The 18,857-nt window shown below is 38.0% G+C and carries 10 protein-coding genes; 9 read left to right on the forward strand and 1 reads right to left on the reverse strand.

Features of this window, described 5'->3' with window-relative positions; translation table 11 throughout:
- Window positions 1–52 precede the first annotated feature (52 nt).
- From HAV12_RS09795 to HAV12_RS09815, 5 genes are all read left to right on the forward strand, one after another.
- Complete coding sequence (locus tag HAV12_RS09795; protein ID WP_171569478.1) at window positions 53–3,286, forward strand: TonB-dependent receptor; 3,234 nt, start codon at window positions 53–55, stop codon at window positions 3,284–3,286.
- A gap of 492 nt (window positions 3,287–3,778) precedes the next feature.
- The gene (locus HAV12_RS09800) at window positions 3,779–5,080 is read left to right on the forward strand and encodes a hypothetical protein (protein WP_171569479.1); all 1,302 of its coding nucleotides are present in this window, start codon (window positions 3,779–3,781) and stop codon (window positions 5,078–5,080) included.
- A 150-nt stretch (window positions 5,081–5,230) separates the two neighbouring features.
- Window positions 5,231–6,076: a T9SS type A sorting domain-containing protein gene (locus HAV12_RS09805; protein ID WP_171569480.1), complete on the forward strand. Its 846-nt coding sequence runs from the start codon at window positions 5,231–5,233 to the stop codon at window positions 6,074–6,076.
- A 101-nt stretch (window positions 6,077–6,177) separates the two neighbouring features.
- On the forward strand, window positions 6,178–6,951 hold the full coding sequence (locus tag HAV12_RS09810; protein ID WP_171569481.1) for a hypothetical protein: 774 nt from the start codon (window positions 6,178–6,180) through the stop codon (window positions 6,949–6,951).
- Window positions 6,952–6,986: 35 nt separating this feature from the next.
- Window positions 6,987–8,342, forward strand: coding sequence for a S41 family peptidase (locus HAV12_RS09815; protein ID WP_171569482.1), 1,356 nt, complete (start codon window positions 6,987–6,989; stop codon window positions 8,340–8,342).
- Between the two features lie 115 nt (window positions 8,343–8,457).
- Here HAV12_RS09815 and HAV12_RS09820 read toward each other — a convergent pair whose 3' ends face one another.
- Window positions 8,458–9,126 (reverse strand): response regulator, encoded by a 669-nt coding sequence (locus tag HAV12_RS09820; RefSeq protein WP_132037127.1) that lies wholly within the window; start codon window positions 9,124–9,126, stop codon window positions 8,458–8,460.
- A 1,045-nt stretch (window positions 9,127–10,171) separates the two neighbouring features.
- On the opposite strand from HAV12_RS09820, the gene HAV12_RS09825 reads away from it, so the two are divergent.
- The 4 genes from HAV12_RS09825 to HAV12_RS09840 all read left to right on the forward strand — a co-directional run bounded on the left by HAV12_RS09825 (window position 10,172) and on the right by HAV12_RS09840 (window position 18,857).
- Entirely contained in the window at window positions 10,172–13,087 is a 2,916-nt protein-coding gene (locus HAV12_RS09825) for a S8/S53 family peptidase (RefSeq protein WP_171569483.1), read from the forward strand.
- 151 nt (window positions 13,088–13,238) lie between these two features.
- Window positions 13,239–14,270, forward strand: coding sequence for a ligase-associated DNA damage response exonuclease (locus tag HAV12_RS09830; protein WP_171569484.1), 1,032 nt, complete (start codon window positions 13,239–13,241; stop codon window positions 14,268–14,270).
- A gap of 89 nt (window positions 14,271–14,359) precedes the next feature.
- The gene (locus HAV12_RS09835) at window positions 14,360–15,961 is read left to right on the forward strand and encodes an ATP-dependent DNA ligase (RefSeq protein WP_171569485.1); all 1,602 of its coding nucleotides are present in this window, start codon (window positions 14,360–14,362) and stop codon (window positions 15,959–15,961) included.
- A gap of 436 nt (window positions 15,962–16,397) precedes the next feature.
- Window positions 16,398–18,857, forward strand: a complete 2,460-nt coding sequence (locus HAV12_RS09840; protein ID WP_171569486.1) for a ligase-associated DNA damage response DEXH box helicase — start codon at window positions 16,398–16,400, stop codon at window positions 18,855–18,857.

Consider the following 18,857-nt stretch of genomic DNA (forward strand, 5'->3'; position numbering starts at 1 on the left):
CAATATCAAACTATAATAAACAAAATACACACCTAAAACAAATTATTGACTTATGAGCGATTTTTTCAGGCAATTTTCAATTGCTGTACAAATTCTGTTTTTCAGCCTGTTTCTCGGTACAGCGAGTATATATGCACAATCTGGCACCGTGTCAGTAGATTTTAAAAATGCTTCGCCAAAAGATATTTTTGAAAATTTAGAATCCCGGACTCCCTATCGCTTTGTTTACCAAAAAGACATCGATTTTAGTAAACCGCTTGTGACGCTAAAAAAAGACAATGTTAGTATCGATGTTATATTACAGGAACTTCAGGTGCTGACCAATTTAAATTTCAGAAGAAACAACACCAATATTGCGGTCAATAAAAAAACGGCTTCCACCAAAAAAGTAGGAAACATTTCGGGAAAAGTCGTCGATAAAAACGGTCTTGCTTTGCCGGGTGCCTCCCTAAAAGTAGTAGAGACCGGAAATACAACGGTTTCAGATTTTGATGGAAATTATTCCTTTAGTCTGGAAGAGGGGACTTATGCATTGGAGATCAGTTACGTCTCCTTTCAAACTCAGAAAATTACAGACATAAAGGTATCCGGGGAATCTGATGCCGTATTGAATGTAGTGCTAAAAGATGATGCAGAATCCCTGAATGAAGTGGTGATTACCCAAACTTACCAAAAAGCGACTGCTTCTACCGAAGGAATGCTGCTGCAGCAAAAGAAAGCGGCTCAGTTTTCAGATGGTATTTCTGCCGAACAAATTGCCCGAACTCCGGATAAAGATGTTGGAAGTACCTTAAAAAGAATCACGGGCGTCACTACAATTGATGATAAATACGTAGTGGTACGCTCTATGGGCGAGCGTTGGAATCAGGCGGTAATGGATGGAGTGAATCTTCCGAGTACCGATCCGAACCAGCAACAGTTTAATTTTGACATTATCCCTACCGCGATGGTAGAAAGTGTTATTGTCAGTAAAAATGCTACTCCGGATATGAATGCCAATTTTGCCGGCGGTTATGTAGAGGTAAAAACCAAAGATATTCCGAAGAAAAATTTTATGACATTCAGCATAGGAACTTCCTATAACAGCCGAAGCACTTTTAAGGATCGCCTGACCAAACAAGAGGGAGAAAGCGATTATATCGGATTTGATGATGGAACCAGAAATTATCCTTCCGGTTTGGTGAACATCGCCGTACCCACTACCGAAGCAGCATCAGGGCCTTTTTTAGAACAATCCAAAAGGTTTACCCAGGATAATTTTACAACGTATAAGACCTATGCCGCTCCGGGAACTTCAATGCAATTTGCCGTAGGCCGTGTTTATGAATTAAAGGACAATAACAAATTTGGTTTTGTAGGTTCCCTAATCTTCAAAAATACACAAGATCAGTTAAAAATCGATCATACAGAGAGAGGAACGTATATGACTAATTCCGAATTTACGCCGGAGACCGAAAATGGATATTCGACTTTCAAAAGATACGGATATAAAAATTCAGGTGCCGCTTATAATTTCAATTCTACGCTGGGGGGAATGTTTAATGCTGGGATTCAGTTGGGAAAGCATAAAATTACAACCCGTAATACCTACATGCACATGTATGACAATCAGCTTACGCAAATTACGGGCTGGAATTTCTATGCCGGAAATATCGAAGGAATTGTAAACGGAAGTTATCTGCCCTTAACAAAAGAAACAGATTATCCTATTTATCAAACTTTTATCCAGAATAAAATAGAAGGAAATCATCGTTTTGAAAATTTCGAAATCAATTGGTTTGGAGCTTTTGCCAATACTTCAAAAGATACCAAAGATGCTACTTTTTTGACCAGCAACAGAAGAAAAGTCGGAGACGACGTGCAGTTATATCAGCAAATATATAATTCTGATCCCGATGTTTTTAAAAGATCAAATTTTACCAATAATGAAAAAGATTACAATGTTGGAATCAATTTTAATTATGCTTTTGATATTGGGGAATCGATTAAAAATAATGTAAAAGCCGGTTATTTTGGGACTTATAAAAAAGCGACCAATCAACAGGAATCTTCCGCGCTTAATGTAGTCGGGCAGGGAACCGACAAAGCTATTGTTGATTTTCCTATTTCCCAATTGCTTGATGGTTCCTATTATCGGTGGGGCGGTTTTGGCTGGAACAGAATTGCCAGTTACGGTAACGAATATATAGGAGATGTTAAAATTCATTCTCCTTTTTTAATGCTCGATAATAAAATCAATCCATACATAAGATTGGTATGGGGAATGCGCGCCGAGAGTTATGTATATACTCAGATTGCCAGCCAGTCTGATAATTCAGGCAGTTTTGAAACCGCACAATTAGACGATGATGTCTGGCAATATCTTCCTTCGGCAAATTTAACGATAAGCCCGACAAACAAAATGAATGTGAGACTTGGTTATAACAAATCGGTACTGCGTCCTCAATTTTCAGAACGATTAAACATGCCTTATTACGATCCGTTGCGCGATGCGAAAGTGCTGAATTATACCGGTGGTATCGTTTCGACTATAGTCGATAATTACGATTTCAAGACAGAGTGGTTTCCTTCGCAGGGCGAAATCCTTTCTTTTGGACTCTATTATAAAAATATTAAAAACCCAATCGAAGGAGTCACACAAATTGGAAACGACGGAGGTTCGCGTACTATCTTCAATATGAACTCCGATAGTGCTAAGCTTTTTGGAGTAGAATTTGAAATTTATAAAAATTTATCCTTTCTGGGTGAAGGAGATCTTTTAAAGAAAATATTTGTGTGCGGGAATGCAGCATTCAATGATACCAAGGTTACAGGATATGTAAACATCGATGGTACCGGTGGACTTTATGAAGCAAACCGACCATTATATGGCCAGGCACCTTACAATTACAATTTAGGTCTGGATTATATAGGGGAACGTTTTGGATTTAGTGTTAGACACAATGGTATTGGGGATCAGTATATTTTAGTTGGATTTGATTATCAGGCAGAGGAAATACGCATGCCCTATGCAGTTACAGATGCGCAAATCAGCTATAAGTTTTTTAAGGAAAAAAATTTAGAAGTAAAATTAGGAGTTAAAAATCTTTTTGATACGGCTATCGAAACCTATAATAATGCCAATAGCTATTCTAAAATTCAGGATTTTGAATACGGATCCAATCCAAGGGATCAAACCGCATTAGGTGCCGGAGCGACAGACAAATATGATCCTTATATCGATCGTAAATTGTTTAAAGCCTGGAGCGGAAGAACCATAAGCTTTTCTATGAATTATTCTTTTTAGTAACATTAAATGGGTGATTTCACGAATAAAAGACTACTAAAATTAAGAAAACGTTAAGGATAAATTTTCACGTGATTTTTTACTCTGTTGAAATCTAATGTATATAAAGGACCATAGATTTTTTAATATCAATAAAATCGGTTTCCAAATTAATTTCTTTGAAAGAAGGTTGCAAATAGTTACTAAACATTTCAGACGTACATAATCTGCAAAAAAAACCAGACCGGAAAACGGATCAGAATGGTAAAATAGATTTTCACGTTCTCTAATATTTGCGGTTGTATTTGTTTCCGGTTAGAAGAGAAATGACCTTTCGCCTGTGCCCTGAAAGTGAAAGAAGAATATGCGGGGATAAGTCTCCGGTGGTAAACGGAAAGCTTATTAAAAAACTTTACCAAAAAAGGAAAGGTCAGAGGGAAGAAAATTTGCTGCTCTCCCCAAAGACCTCATTTGTAAAATACAAGCAGCAAAGTTAATCAAAATTCAGTTATCATGAAAAAAGTTTTTTTGTTCGCGATTGCAATTATTTTCTTCAATTCTTGTCAAAATGATGAAGCAAGTGCTGATTCTTCATTTGCAATGAAATCTGCCAGCGCAGATTATTCAGGTTATCCTGCTACAGTACAAACAGTAAGTGGTAACATTACTACTAACACTACCTGGACAAACGACAGAGTTTGGGAAGTGAGCGGAGTTGTTCGTGTAATAGGAGCAAAATTAACCATACAACCGGGAACTTTCATTAAAGCTAAAGTTTTAGCCAGTGGAGCGACAGGTGTAGTGGTAATTACTAAAACAGGTCAGATTGATGCTCAGGGTACTGCAACAGCACCTGTTATCTTTACAAGTTATAATTTGTTAGACGGAAACGCTACTACAAAAGCAGCTCCCGGAGATTTTGGAGGACTTGTTCTTTTAGGAGATGCTCAGGTAAATACTGGTTTAACTACCAATATTATCGAAGGTTTAGGAGATCAGCCAACACCATCTGATTTTTATTATGGAGGAACAAACAACGCACATAATGCAGGAGCTTTAAACTACGTTCGTATCGAGTATGCAGGTCGTATTTTAGATGCAGCTACAGGTGTTGAAATCAATGGTTTAACTTGTGGTGGTGTAGGTAGCGGTACCGTTATTGATCACGTTCAGGTATCTTACGGAAGAGATGATTCATTCGAATTCTTCGGAGGAACAGTAAAAGCAAGCCATTTAGTTTCTTTTGCTCCGGATGATGACAATTTCGATTTTGACTTTGGTTACACAGGAACGATCAATAAAGCAATCGCTATTGCTGATATAAATTCTACACACAGTTTAAGCGGTGGAAACCCGGATTCAAACGGTATCGAATTAGATAATAACGCGACTGGTACTTCGACTACAATTATCACAAGACCGGTAATTTCTGAATTATCAATCATTGGTGCAAATTCAATTGCAGGTGGAGCTCTTTATGAAAATGCAATCCACGTACGCAGATTAGGACAAATAAGCCTTACGAATGCTACAGTTACAGGATATGTTACAGGAATCAGATGGGAAACTCCTTCATTGCCTGCTAATTCTGCAAGAAGCTTTTTATCAGTACATGCCTTTACAAATCCTGTATTACCGGTTGGAACATCTTTAGGTGCAGGAAGTTCAGTGCCATCTACTGCTACAGTTGCTGATTCATGGGGTTTAACACAACCATTTTTTAATATTGGTACATTAAACTTAGCAGGAGCTACAGGTGCATTTAAGACAGAACAAAACTGGACAAACACCTGGACAAAGTTTATTAATTTCTAATTAATACTATAATTATTTAAATAATTTAACAGGGCTGTCTAAAAGGTGTGTTTATTGTTTTTTTACTAAAGAGTGGGACATGTTCGTATGCAGTGTTGGTATGCATCTGTCCTCGCTTTTTAGGCAGCCCTTGTTTTAAACAAAAAAAAAATGAAAAAAAAATTACTTGTATTCGCTTTTATGTTTATTTCCGGAATCGCATCGGCACAATTCACCATATGGGAAGATGATTTTGAGGATTCGGATGTGTCTGACTGGACTTTATTAGATACGGATGGAGATGCCGTTAATTGGCTTGCTCGTACCAATCTTCAGGTAGATGAAAATTATGCTGTGATAGAAGGTACTAATAAGATCTTAGGGACGTATAATATCAATACGGAAACGCTGGAGTCTCTTGGGCGTACACAAAATAACTGGGCCATTGCTCCGGCAGTCGATTTGTCTTTTTACAGCGGCGGCATGCAATTAATCATAAATGCACAAAAAGCAATATTTGACGTCACTAATAATTTATACGTTTACGCTTCTACTACAGATACAGCTCCGGGTTCTTTTACTCAGATCGCAACTGTAGAAATAAAAAGAGAAGATATGTTAGCTACTGAATTTAAGGATTATACAGTAGATATTTCTCAGTTTGCAGGTCAGTCACAAGTATATTTCGCTCTTGTAAGCGCACCGGATGTTGCTATTGGTTACGAAATAGACAAAATTTCAATCACAGCTGCTTCATTAGGATTAGAGGATATACAAGGAAAAAAAGCAACAGTATTAAAACAAAATCCTGTAAAAAACTATTTGCAGTTGCAGTTAAGCGATGCTTTAAATGCAGAAGATATTGCTGTAAAAATATACAATACAGCAGGTACATTGGTTAAAGATGCCAAGTATAACGATTCAGGGATATTACTTGATAATCTGTCGGCCGGTGTGTATTATCTTGTTCTTGAGGACGGTGAAAAAGTTGAAAAAATCAAATTTATAAAAGAATAAGCGCTCCTTTTTTACACACTGTTCAGGAAATCATTTGTACCCGCAGAAAACAATTAAGGCATAAATAAAACAATCATTTTTAATAATTTACAATTAAACGCATGGATAATTTAGTTAAAGTAGTAATTGCTTTTTTAATCACCACTATTTGTCTTTCCTCTTGTACCAATGATAATTTAATTCCGATCAATCAGGAGCAAAAGGCAGGAAAAGTGGTCATAAAAGGATATAATGCAATGCCCGATTCTATTCAGGTTTCATTAGACGGCAAATTGCTGCTTATTGACAAGCGTGACGCTTTTGTGAAAAAAATAGAAAAAACATACGAATTTGTATTTTATGATAATAGTATTAAAACAATAGCCATTATCAATAAAAAAACAAAGCAAATGCTGCATTCCTACACCTTTACTACCGCTAAACCAGTGGATACACTTTCATTCTATGCTAAAGAAAATATCTGGATTGAAAATGTACTGTCGCAGAAACCCGGAACTTTAAGTACAACAAAACACACCGGATACAGATTCATTTTTCCAAATTTCAATCTGTATGCAAAAAGCAGCTATACCGGTACTTTGGATGCGATCATCACAAAAGCAAACGGACAGGAAATCGGGGTAGTTCAGAATATAACGAAAAACAGTTTTAGTGCTTTTTTGGAATTTCCTTTCAGTTCACCACCGATCATAAATGTTGAGCTTGTGAAACACGGAACCAGTGAATCATATATACCTGGAAAAAAAGTTACTTTTCAGACTATTATGCAAACCAATAAATCCAAATTAATTGTTTTGGAAGAAAAAGCAGATGCCAACGGTGTTTTTTCAGGAGTAGAAGGGACAATTAATTTAACTGATTATTTTTCTTTTTAAATTTTTAAAGAAACAATTGGAATGCTGCAGTATCTATGAAAAAATATCATTTTATTTTTAAAGGTCTTCTTTTTATTCTTTTTTCCCTCGCGGTTTCCTGCCAGAGTGAGGATGAACCCATTGTTTACAAAGAAGGCAGTACCGAATATGTAAACAGCTGGATGTACGAACAGATGAAAAAGTATTATCTATGGAGTGAAAACATACCGGACCGTAGCAATTTGTCTTTAGATTCAAAAGAATATTATAAGAAATTATTGCAGGCAGACGACCGGTTTTCTTATGCTACCCAAGCGTCGTCACCGGATACATTTCCTAAAAGTATCAGAAGCAGCTATGGATTTGATATGGCTGTTATAGAACATGAGGGAAAAGTCTACGGAATGGTTTTATTTGTACTTTCAGATTCCCCTGCCGAACGAAATGGCATGAAAAGAGGCCAGCTCATCAAAGCCATTAATGGTACCTTATTCAACAGTCAGAATTTTGAGAAGCTGTATGTCGATTTAGCCCATTCGGATCAGGCAAAAATACAGTTAACAGAGTATGCTGCACAAACTGGTTTTTCAGCAGTAAAAGAAATAGAATTAGGACGTGGTTTTACTTTTTCCCAGCCTATGATTCATAAGGTTATTCTAAACAATACCGAAAAAACAGGCTATCTCGCCATTCCTCATTTTGATATTGGACTTGCATCACCCTTATTGCAGGTTTTTCAGGATTTTAAAAATCAATCGGTTACCAAAGTTATTATTGATCTAAGATATAACGGAGGAGGAGATGTTTCATCGGCTGCAGCGTTAAGTATTATTCTGGCGCCTGATATTAAACCGAATGATTTGTTTATAAAGTTCAAAGGAAATAAAAATGGAGGCCTGGTCAACAAATCGTTTAAGGAAGCGCTTGAAATGAATGAACCTACTGTTAGCTATGAAGCCTTACGGGCGGCACATCCGGCCATTCAGGAAGTATATGTTTTATGCGGAAGCCATACCGCATCGGCTTCTGAAATAATTATAAATAATTTAAAACCCTTTATGAAAGTCATTTCCATAGGGGAGAAAACAACAGGAAAAGATGTGGCAGGTTTTGCTATAGAAGACAACAGGATTTCGGGTCAGCAGGGATGGACACTCTATCCGGTTATTTATAAACTATCAAATGCCAGTGACGAAGGCAATTACAGCAATGGCATAACACCTTCTGTAGTACTGGATGAAATACAAAATCTGGAAATATTTCCGCTTGGAGATACCAGGGAAACTTTAATGAATCGGGCACTGAACGGGGTATCGGCTGCTAAACAAAGTACTTTTTCTTCTGTAAAAGTAATTCCTCTGAAAACAATTCAGAATGACACGGATCATTTTCTGGAGGTCAATTTTAAATAAAATTCCTAAAAGGCAGTAGGAAGATAAGAGCACACAGATCGGGGCATTTCTGTATTTGAAGCACTATCTTGCCTGTTAGTAATTTTATGAAGTGTAAGAGAGTAGTTTTTTTATTCTATAACAATCCTAGTTTTTTTGCTTTTTCTATTAAATCCTTATCACTTCCTTTTCCTTGTAAAAGCTGATCTTTTATGCTTGCTTTTCTCTTTTCTATGGCACTCATGGAAAGCGGAATATAATCGGGAAGATTAACTGTTTTAACACCTTCAGAGATCAAAATCAAAATGTGATTATCGTGGTTGTCCCAGTTTATATTTTTTTTGAATAATTCTCTTTGCGATTCAATTATCGTCTGACTCCGGAATATCTCTCCTTCCATAATTTTTTTACAAATAATTGGAAATAGTTCAAAATTGATATCACTTTTGGCTATAAATCCTTCCGGCTTTAAGCTTTTGATGATCTTATCTACCGTCAAAGGCTCACTGTGCATAGTAAGAAGTACGATCTTACAGTTGGGAAATCTTTGCCGGAGTAATAAAGCCAAATCAGTACCATTATTGATATTGGCCTTTTTGTAAGAAGGCAGATTAATATCCAATAAAGCAAAATCTATAGTTATATCTTGCTTTAGATAGAAATTTATTTTATTGTATGCATCTTCACAATTGTAGCTCTTTATAAAATCAGGTGTTTTGTTTTGATAATTATTTTCAGATAGTAGGTTAATATAACTGTCAACGGTCATGGGGTGATCGTCGACTATCAAAATGCTAAAAATCATATTTATTTAATTATTTATAGCAAATCTAACTAAATATTACGGATAAACCGTACAATTAAAATAAATCTTCTTTATTTTTTTTCCTTAAATTATTGTGAATTTAAATTGATATTCTAAAGATAAAAGTATAATTTATAGCATTATGTGCTGTAAAATCAGGGGTTTTCAAGTTAATTCAAATTAAATAAGTGTTTTTTCCAATGTTACGGATTTGTAATATTAGAGATAACATTTGGAACTGTTTTCGATATGTTACTTCCTGATTGTAAAGGAATTGAATTTTTACAGGTAATGTTGATTTTTATACATAAGTACTGTCCTTTTTTTATACCCAAAATTTAAAACTGTAATTGATCCGATACTCTCAAAAGATTTAATAGTGAATTGCAATAAGATATTTTGTACTTCGAAGTTAAAATAGAAGCCAGCCTTTTGGCTTTTTTAGGATAATCTTTTCTTAAATTAAATACGATTCCCCTTAAACGAAAATCCCGTGTCAAAAGCTGCTCATTTGATATTTTATTCAAAACCTGAAATTTTAAGTATCATTTTTAAATAAAATTTGGAGTCAGTTGACGGTCCAATTCGAATTATACCATCCGGTAAGAGAATCTGTACAACATTTCTGCCGTTAAGGCTTTTTAAAAATTAATTAATTATTTGAATTCATCCTCAATTACGACTGTTTTTTTAATAATTCTAAAGTATTTTAGTTAAAATTAAGAATTTTCTTCTAAAATACGTAATGTGTTTTAAATCAGGTATTTATACGCTATTTCAAATCCTCTTCTTTTACGAATTTTAGCATACTTAAAATTAATCTTACAAACGAAATTATTTTTTGTAAATAAAAGGGATCAAAATTCAATCTCAGAAAATAGCGGTTGACGACCATTAAACTTTATTAACCCTTTAAAAACCAGAATTATGAAAATGAACAAAAAAGCACGCATTCCGTTTTTTGGAATGTTTACGACCAGAAGCCCTCCCCATTTTTTTATCAGATTTTAAAATTTTAAAATACAAACCATTAAATCTAAATCACATGAAAAAATTATACAAAATTATTTTCCTTTGTGTCTGCGGAATAACCTATTCGCAAACTCAAAATGATATCGAAACGATCAGGTCTAACAGTAATTTGTCAGAACTGGAATCGTTAAGTTTAAAATATAAGGCCCAAGCCGAGAGAAACAAAGCATTAGCTTTAAGTTTGGCAAAAACGAATGGCTGGAGTGTTGCATTTATCAATAAGGATGGAACAGTAAGTGAATTAATGGGCGTTTCCCCGGACGGAAAATCCCCAATTTATTTTACACCGGATAATGTAAATGCCGCCAAATCTACCAGAGCAAACTTTTTGAATTCAGGCGGCGGATTGGGACTCAACCTTAATGGACAATCCATGACTGCCTACGTCTGGGATGGCGGCGCTACACTTCCTACTCATAATGAATTTGGGGGAAGGGTTTCTATTCTGGATGGTGTTACTCTTCTCACAGCCAATAATAATAGCCAGCACGCCAATCACGTGACCGGAACTATTGTAGCAGCAGGTGCTGTTGCAGCAGCAAAAGGAATGGCCAATCAGGCAAATGCAAAAACCAATGATTGGAATAATGACTCAGCTGAAGCTGGTGTAGCCGCTACAGACGGAATGTTATTATCCAATCATTCGTATGGATGGAGGTTAAGAGACAATTTTAACAACGTTATTATGGCACCATGGAGATTTGGAGCCTATGAAACATTTGCAAGAGAATGGGATGAGTTAATGTTTAATGCGCCTTATTATTTAATGATAAAAGCTGCAGGTAATGATGGTACCGATAATACTGCAAATACCAACCCGTTAGGAGGTAATGCCAGTTATGATAAACTTACAGGATATGCCACTGCCAAAAACAATCTGGTTATTGCCAATGCCAATGATGCTGCCATTAATGCTACAACAGGAGCATTAACAAGTGTAACTATTAATACTTCAAGCAGCCAGGGGCCAACAGATGACCTAAGGATAAAACCGGATCTTACCGGAAACGGAACCGCTGTATATTCAACTGCTACACTGACAGCAACACCAACACCCCTGACCAACAGCAGTTATGGTAGTGCAACAGGAACTTCAATGGCATCTCCAAATGTTACGGGAACATTACTTTTGTTACAGCAGCATTATAAAAACCTGAAAGGCAATTTTATGCGTGCAGCAACACTAAAAGGATTGGCTCTACACACTGCAGATGATGCCGGGGCAACAGGACCCGATGCTATATTTGGCTGGGGTTTACTGAATGCCAAATTTGCAGCAGAAACCATTACAAAAAACGGAACATTTGCCATTATTCAGGAACATACCTTACCAAACGGAAGTACCTACAGTTTTCCTGTAACCTCAGATGGTGTAAACCCGTTAATTGCTTCTATATCCTGGACAGATCCTCCCGGAACAGCCAATTCAGGAAGTATTGCAAACGTAAGTGCGGCCAGACTTGTAAATGACCTGGACATAAGAGTGACCAATTCATCAGGTACAGCTCTTCCATACAGATTGCTGTCTGCTACAGTAAACGGACTGGGTGATAATACCAGAGATCCTTTTGAGCGCATTGCGATTAACGGAGCCGCAGGTAATTATACCGTAACGATAAGCCATAAAGGTACCTTGGTAAACAACCTCCAGAAATATTCTGTAATTGTGACTGGTATAACAGTACCTATTGCTGATTTATACATTAAGGACAGACCGTTTGACACAGGAGCAGAACCAAATCCGGATTCAGGCCCGATGTGGATCAGTGATGACATTTGGGTAAGACAAAATATTGATGCCGGACTAACACATGAAAATCCGGAATATAAAACAAGTTCCCCTAACGCAGTATACATAAGAGTGTACAATAAAGGAACAAATCCGAGTTCATCAGCAAAAGTAAAACTCTATTTTGCTAAAGCATCCTCAGGATTAACTTGGCCGACTAATTTTGTAAATTTCAGTATAGGAACTGTAAAACATGGCGATGAAATCGGAGAAGTAAGTATCCCGTCTATATTGCCGGGCAGCAGTACAATTGTCATGGTTCCGTGGTATCCGCCAAATCCGGCAGATTTTGCAACTGATATACACCATTTTTGTTTAACTGCCAGAATCGAATCTCCAAGAGATCCGATGCCGAATGAAGTAAACAATATCTCAATCGGTGCCAATGTCAAAAACAACAACAACATCGCCTGGAAAAACCTGAGTGTTTACAATTTAAACACAACAGATTTTGTTCCGCCAACAGCAGTATTTATAAGAGGAATTAAATCTAAATTAATTAATATCAGATTTGTTGATAAAGGATTTAATGAAGAACTTAAAAATAATTTCTTTGAATTAGGCGGTACAATTGAAGCCACTCTGGACGAACGTTTATTCGAAAGAGCACAATCCAACGGAAGTCTGAAAGGTGTAAAAATCCTGGATAAAAATAAAATCCTGATCACTTCCAGAGAAGCATCAATTGCTAATTTACCAATCGGTATTGGGGAAACTTTTACCATGACATTCGATTTTAGGGTAGCACAGAATTTTCCGGAAGATCAGCAAATCACGTTAGACCTTGTTCAGGAAGATGCCCAAAAAGGGGAACTTGAAGGAGGGGAACGTTTTGCCCTGGTAAAAGCAGATAAACCTAAAAATGATTCAAATGAAATTATACTGAAAGAAGCAGCTGAATCTCGTGTAATTACTATTTACCCTAATCCTACAGATGGTATCTTTACAATCAACGTAAACAATGACGAACAGGGAACCTTGAAAATATTCAACGTTTACAACGGAGTAGTTTTTGAAGAAAAAAACAATAAACAAAAAGAATTCCATGTCAATATTGCCAAACAAATCCCGGGAATTTATATTGTTCAGTTTACTTCTGAAAGCGGAATAGTAACTACCAAAAAGATCATTAAAAAATAATTTGCCTATCTTTTGACCTACTTTGAAAAGCAGCCTTCGGGCTGCTTTTTTTATAAAGTAATGTTTATTGAAGTTTTGTAATAACAATACTAAATCGTGTAAAAAAATATAAAATCAAATTCACTAATTTTAAGATTCTGAAAATTAAAAGATGAACCCCCCATTACTAGCATTTAACGACAAAGGGATATACTGCCAACAGGCAGATGTGTACCTTGATCCGTGGCGTCCCGTAACCAATACCATCATTACCCATGGCCATGCCGATCACTCGCGCTGGGGACATAAAAATTATATAACACATCATACCAATGTACCCATTATCAGACACCGCCTGGGAGAGATCAATGTTACAGGAAAAGACTGGAATGAAACTTTTACGATAAATGGCGTTAAATTTTCACTCCATCCTGCTGGACATATCATCGGGTCTGCTCAGATCAGGGTAGAATATAAAGGTGAAATCTGGGTTTTTACCGGGGACTATAAAACAGAAGATGACGGAATTTCCGTTCCATATGAAGTGGTTAAATGCCATTCGTTTATCACAGAATGCACTTTCGGATTGCCCGCTTTTAAATGGACACCGCAAGCCGAAGTAATGACAGACATTAACAATTGGTGGGCAGAAAATCGCGCTGAAGGAAAAACCTCTGTGCTCTTTGGCTATTCTTTAGGAAAAGCACAACGGTTATTAAAATACCTGGATACCGACATCGGAAAAATATATACCCATGGCGCTATAGAAAACATGACCAATGTCTTACGGCCAATGGTCGATTTTCCGCCAACTACCCGAATAACTTCCGAAGTAAAAAAAGAAGATTTATTGGGCAGTATCGTGCTTGCTCCGCCAAGTGCCCACGGTAGTACGTGGATTAGAAAAATGACACCTTTTGTTACCGGCTCTGCCAGTGGCTGGATGGCTTTTCGAGGTGCAAGACGCCGCCGTGCAGTCGATCGCGGATTCGTTCTAAGCGATCATTGCGACTGGACAGGTTTACTTGAAAGTATTAAAGCAACCGGTGCCGAAAAGGTAATTTCAACTCACGGTTATTCGGATATTTTTTCGAAGTACCTTCAGGAGTTAGGCTATGACGCCCGAACTGTTCATACACAATACGAAGGAGAATCAGGGGAAATGGATAGTAAAAAAGAGAATGAGGAAGAGAATAGAGAATAGAAACAAGAGAATAGAAACAAGAGTATAGAGCACCAGATCTTGACTCTTACATCTTTCATCTCACCTCTTTCTCCAAAAAAATAAAAAAAATGAAAAACTTTGCCGAACTTATCAAAACACTGGACAGTTCTAATAAAACTTCGGTAAAAGTGGATGCTTTAACGAATTATTTTCGCAATGCGAGTGATGAAGATAAAGTCTGGACCATTGCAATTCTTTCGCACCGGCGTCCGCCAAGACCGGTTAATACTACTTTATTGCGATTATGGGCCAATGAATTGGCAGGTATTCCGCTTTGGCTTTTTGAGGAAAGTTACCATATCGTCGGCGATCTTGCCGAAACGATTGCACTCGTGATTCCGACCACAAAAGAACATTCCGACAGAAGTCTGACCGAATTTTTACAGGAAATTATAGCCTTAAAAAAGAAAACCGATGTTGAGAAAAAAGAATATCTCCAAACCAACTGGCTTGCTTTAAATTACTACGAACGGTTTGTTTTTACCAAACTCATTACGGGAAGTTTCCGGATTGGTGTGAGTCAGAAGTTAATGACGAGGGCACTTTCGAAAGCAGAAAATATTGACGAAGATGCGTTAGCTTATAAATTAATGGGCGATTGGAATCCCAATACCATTACCTTTCAGGAATTGATTCTGGACGAAAAAAGCAGCGACTATTTATCGAAACCTTATCCGTTTTATCTGGCGTATCCTGTGGAAGGAGAACCTTCGAATCTGGGAAATGCTGAAGACTGGAGCGCCGAACATAAATGGGACGGTATTCGTTCCCAGACGATTATCCGTGAAAACGAAATTTATGTCTGGAGTCGCGGCGAGGAATTGGTGACAGATAAATATCCCGAATTCGCTTCTTTTATCGGCGTTATTCCCGACGGAACCGTGATCGACGGTGAAATCCTTCCCTTTATAGACAATGAAATAGGAACGTTTAATGATCTTCAGACGAGAATTGGACGAAAAACGGTTTCTGCTGCCATCCTGAAAAAAGCTCCCGTGATTATAAAAGCGTATGACTTGCTGGAATGGAAAGGCGAAGACATCAGGAATCTTTCTTTTGAAGAACGCCGTATCTTGTTAGAACAATTGTATGAAGATATAAAACACTATGACATTCCTTTACAGCTTTCCGAAAGAGTACAATTTTCAGACTGGGAAGAATTGACAGCAGAACGATTACGTTCGCGCGAAATGAAAAGCGAAGGCCTGATGCTGAAGCGTAAAGATTCTCCCTATCTCGTGGGAAGAAAAAAAGGGGACTGGTGGAAGTGGAAAATAGAACCTTTAGTCATCGATGCCGTTCTCACCTACGCCATGCGCGGACACGGACGACGCTCGAATTTATTTACCGATTATACGTTTGCCTTATGGCAGCAGAATGAAAATAACGAACGCGAATTAGTCACTTTCGCAAAAGCTTATTCCGGTTTGACGGATGCAGAGTTCCGAATGGTCGATGACTGGATTAAGAAAAATACACTGGAGCGATTTGGTCCCGTGCGAAGCGTAACACCGCAACTGGTTTTCGAAATTGGGTTTGAAGGAATAGCACTTTCGAAAAGACATAAAAGTGGGATTGCAACCCGGTTTCCAAGGATTCTGAGATGGCGTCACGATAAAAAAATGGAGGATGCGAATTCGATTGAAGATTTAAAAAGTATGATTGTATAGCCGTAAAATAGTACGCGGATGACACGGATTCACTAAAGCGAAAACGCAGATTAGAACGGATTTTTTTCATTTTTTGTCATTTCGACGCAGGAGAAATCACACGAGAAACTCCGCCACTAAAGTTGCCAATCTTTGTCGAATTAGGGATGCGATCAATTGAAGATTTAAAAAGTATGATTGTATAGCTGTAAAATAGTACGCGGATGACACGCATTCACTAAAGCGAAAACACGGATAAACACGGATTTTTTATTGTTATTCGCATTTTTTGTCATTTCGACGCAGGAGAAATCACACGAGAAACTCCGCAACTAAAGTCGCCAATCTTTGTCGAATTACGAATGCGATTGACTTCGTTTGTTCGCTATTGCCCGAGTCTCCTGCATTGAAAGGACAGGATTATGACTATAAAAATAATTTAAAGGATTAAAATAAAATGAACAGAGAGCAGCTTTTTACTGTGGCAAATGATTGGTTTCATCAACAGGGATGGAAACCTTTTCCGTTTCAGACGCAAACCTGGACGGCTTTTTTGCAGGGTAAAAACGGTCTTCTGAATGCCCCGACAGGAAGTGGAAAAACCTATGCACTCTGGCTGCCGATTGTTTTAAACTACATCAGGAAAAACCCAAATTATAAAACGAAACATACACCCGGACTAAAAGCCATCTGGATCACACCCCTGCGATCTCTTTCGGTAGAAATCAAACAGGCTGCAGAACGTGTTGTGCTGGATCTGGAGACCAAAATGACGGTCGGAATCCGTTCCGGAGATACGTCTGCAAGTGAGAGGGCGAAACAAAAAGGGAAAATGCCCGATTTACTGGTCACTACTCCCGAAAGCCTGCAATTACTGCTGGCGACTAAAGGCTACGATAAAATTTTTGGTAATTGCGAAGCGATTGTAATCGATGAATGGCATGAATTGCTGGGTACCAAAAGAGGCGTACAAACCGAATTGGCTTTGTCCAGACTGAAAAAAATAGCGCCCAATATGCGTATTTGGGGAATTTCTGCGACGATCGGCAATTTGAAGCAGGCGCAGGAAGTTCTACTCGGAGTGGATTCTGAGGCATACCATAATTCGGTTTTGATTAAAGCCGCCATTCACAAAAAAATAAAAGTCATTTCTATCATTCCCGATAAAATGGAAACCTATCCGTGGCGTGGACATATGGGGTTACATTTGATTGACGAAGTCGCAAAAATCATCAAAGCCAGTAAAACAACGCTTGTTTTTACCAATGTGCGTTCGGCCTGTGAAATTTGGTTTCAGCGTTTACTCGAAAAATACCCTGAGTTTGCCGGAGAAATGGCAATGCATCACGGAAGTATCAGCCGCGAAACCCGCCTTTGGGTCGAGGATGCGATTCGCAATGAAGAATTAAAAGTGGTCGTTTGTACCTCAAGTCTGGATCTGGGGGTTGATTTTGCGCCCGTAGAAACGATTATTCAGGTGGGAGGTCCCAAAGGCGTTGCCCGTTTTTTGCAGAGAGCAGGACGAAGCGGACACCAGCCCGGAAAGGAAAGTGTTATTTACTTTCTGGCAACACATGCAATTGAACTGATAGAAGCTTCGGCCTTAAAAAAGGCAGTCGAAAATAATGTTATTGAAGATCGGGTTCCGTATCTGAACAGTTGGGATGTTTTGGTACAATATCTGAATACGCTTGCCGTTTCGGATGGGTTTTTCCCTGACGAAATTTTTGAAGAAGTAAAAGGAACATTCTGTTATCAGGCCATGACCAAAGAGAACTGGAACTGGATTCTGAATTTTATTTCAAACGGAAGTCAGAGTTTACAGGCCTATGACGAATATAAAAAAGTGGATGTAGAGGAAGACGGCCGCTTTAAAATTAACAGCCGTCTGATCGCCATGCACCACAGAATGCAGATTGGAACCATCATTGGTGATTCGGTTTTGAATGTGAAATACATGAGCGGCGGTTATATCGGAACGATTGAAGAATGGTTTATCACCAAATTAAAACCGGGAGACACTTTTATTTTTGCCGGTAAAAAACTCGAATTATTTAAGATCCGGAACATGCAGGTTCTGGTACGAAAGGCAGACCCCAAAAAAACATCAAAAATTGTGAGCTGGATGGGCGGACGTATGGCGCTTTCGGCACAAATGAGCGAACTGCTGCGCCAGGAATTATACCGCGCGAATACCGATGATCTTTCACCGGAACTAAAAGCGCTTCATCCTTTATTTATCAGACAGCGAAAGGAATCTATTGTGCCCAATGCAAATGAGTTTTTAATTGAAACTTTTAAGACAAGAGAAGGATATCATGCTATTTTTTATCCGTTTGAAGGCCGTTTTGTACACGAAGCACTGGCAAGTTTACTGGCCTACAGAATCAGTTTATTAGGTCCGATCAGCTTCTCACTGGCGTATAATGATTATGGATTTGAATTGCTTTCGGATCAGGAAATGAATATGCAGGAAGTACTGGATAATAATTTATTTTCGACTGCCTACGTACATGACGATTTGCAAAAAAGCCTGAATGCTACCGAAATGGCCAGACGAAAATTCAGGGATATTGCCGTGATTTCGGGATTGGTTTTTACGGGATTTCCCGGAAAAATGGTCAAAACAAAACATTTACAAAGCGGCTCACAATTGCTGTTTGAAGTCTTTCGGGATTACGAACCCGATAATTTATTATTCCAGCAGGCGTATCGGGAAACTTTTGAACATCAGCTGGAAGAAGGCCGTCTGATTATGGCCCTGGAACGAATTCAAAAGCAGGAAATAGTCTGGAAATCCTGTGTAAAACCAACACCATTCAGCTTTCCGTTAATTACCGACAGATTAAGAGAAAAGCTTTCGAGCGAAACATTAGCAGAACGAATCAAAAAAATGACAGCTTTTTACATGAAATAA

Source organism: Flavobacterium sp. CLA17 (assembly GCF_013112255.2).
GTDB classification, from domain to species: Bacteria; Bacteroidota; Bacteroidia; order Flavobacteriales; family Flavobacteriaceae; genus Flavobacterium; species Flavobacterium circumlabens.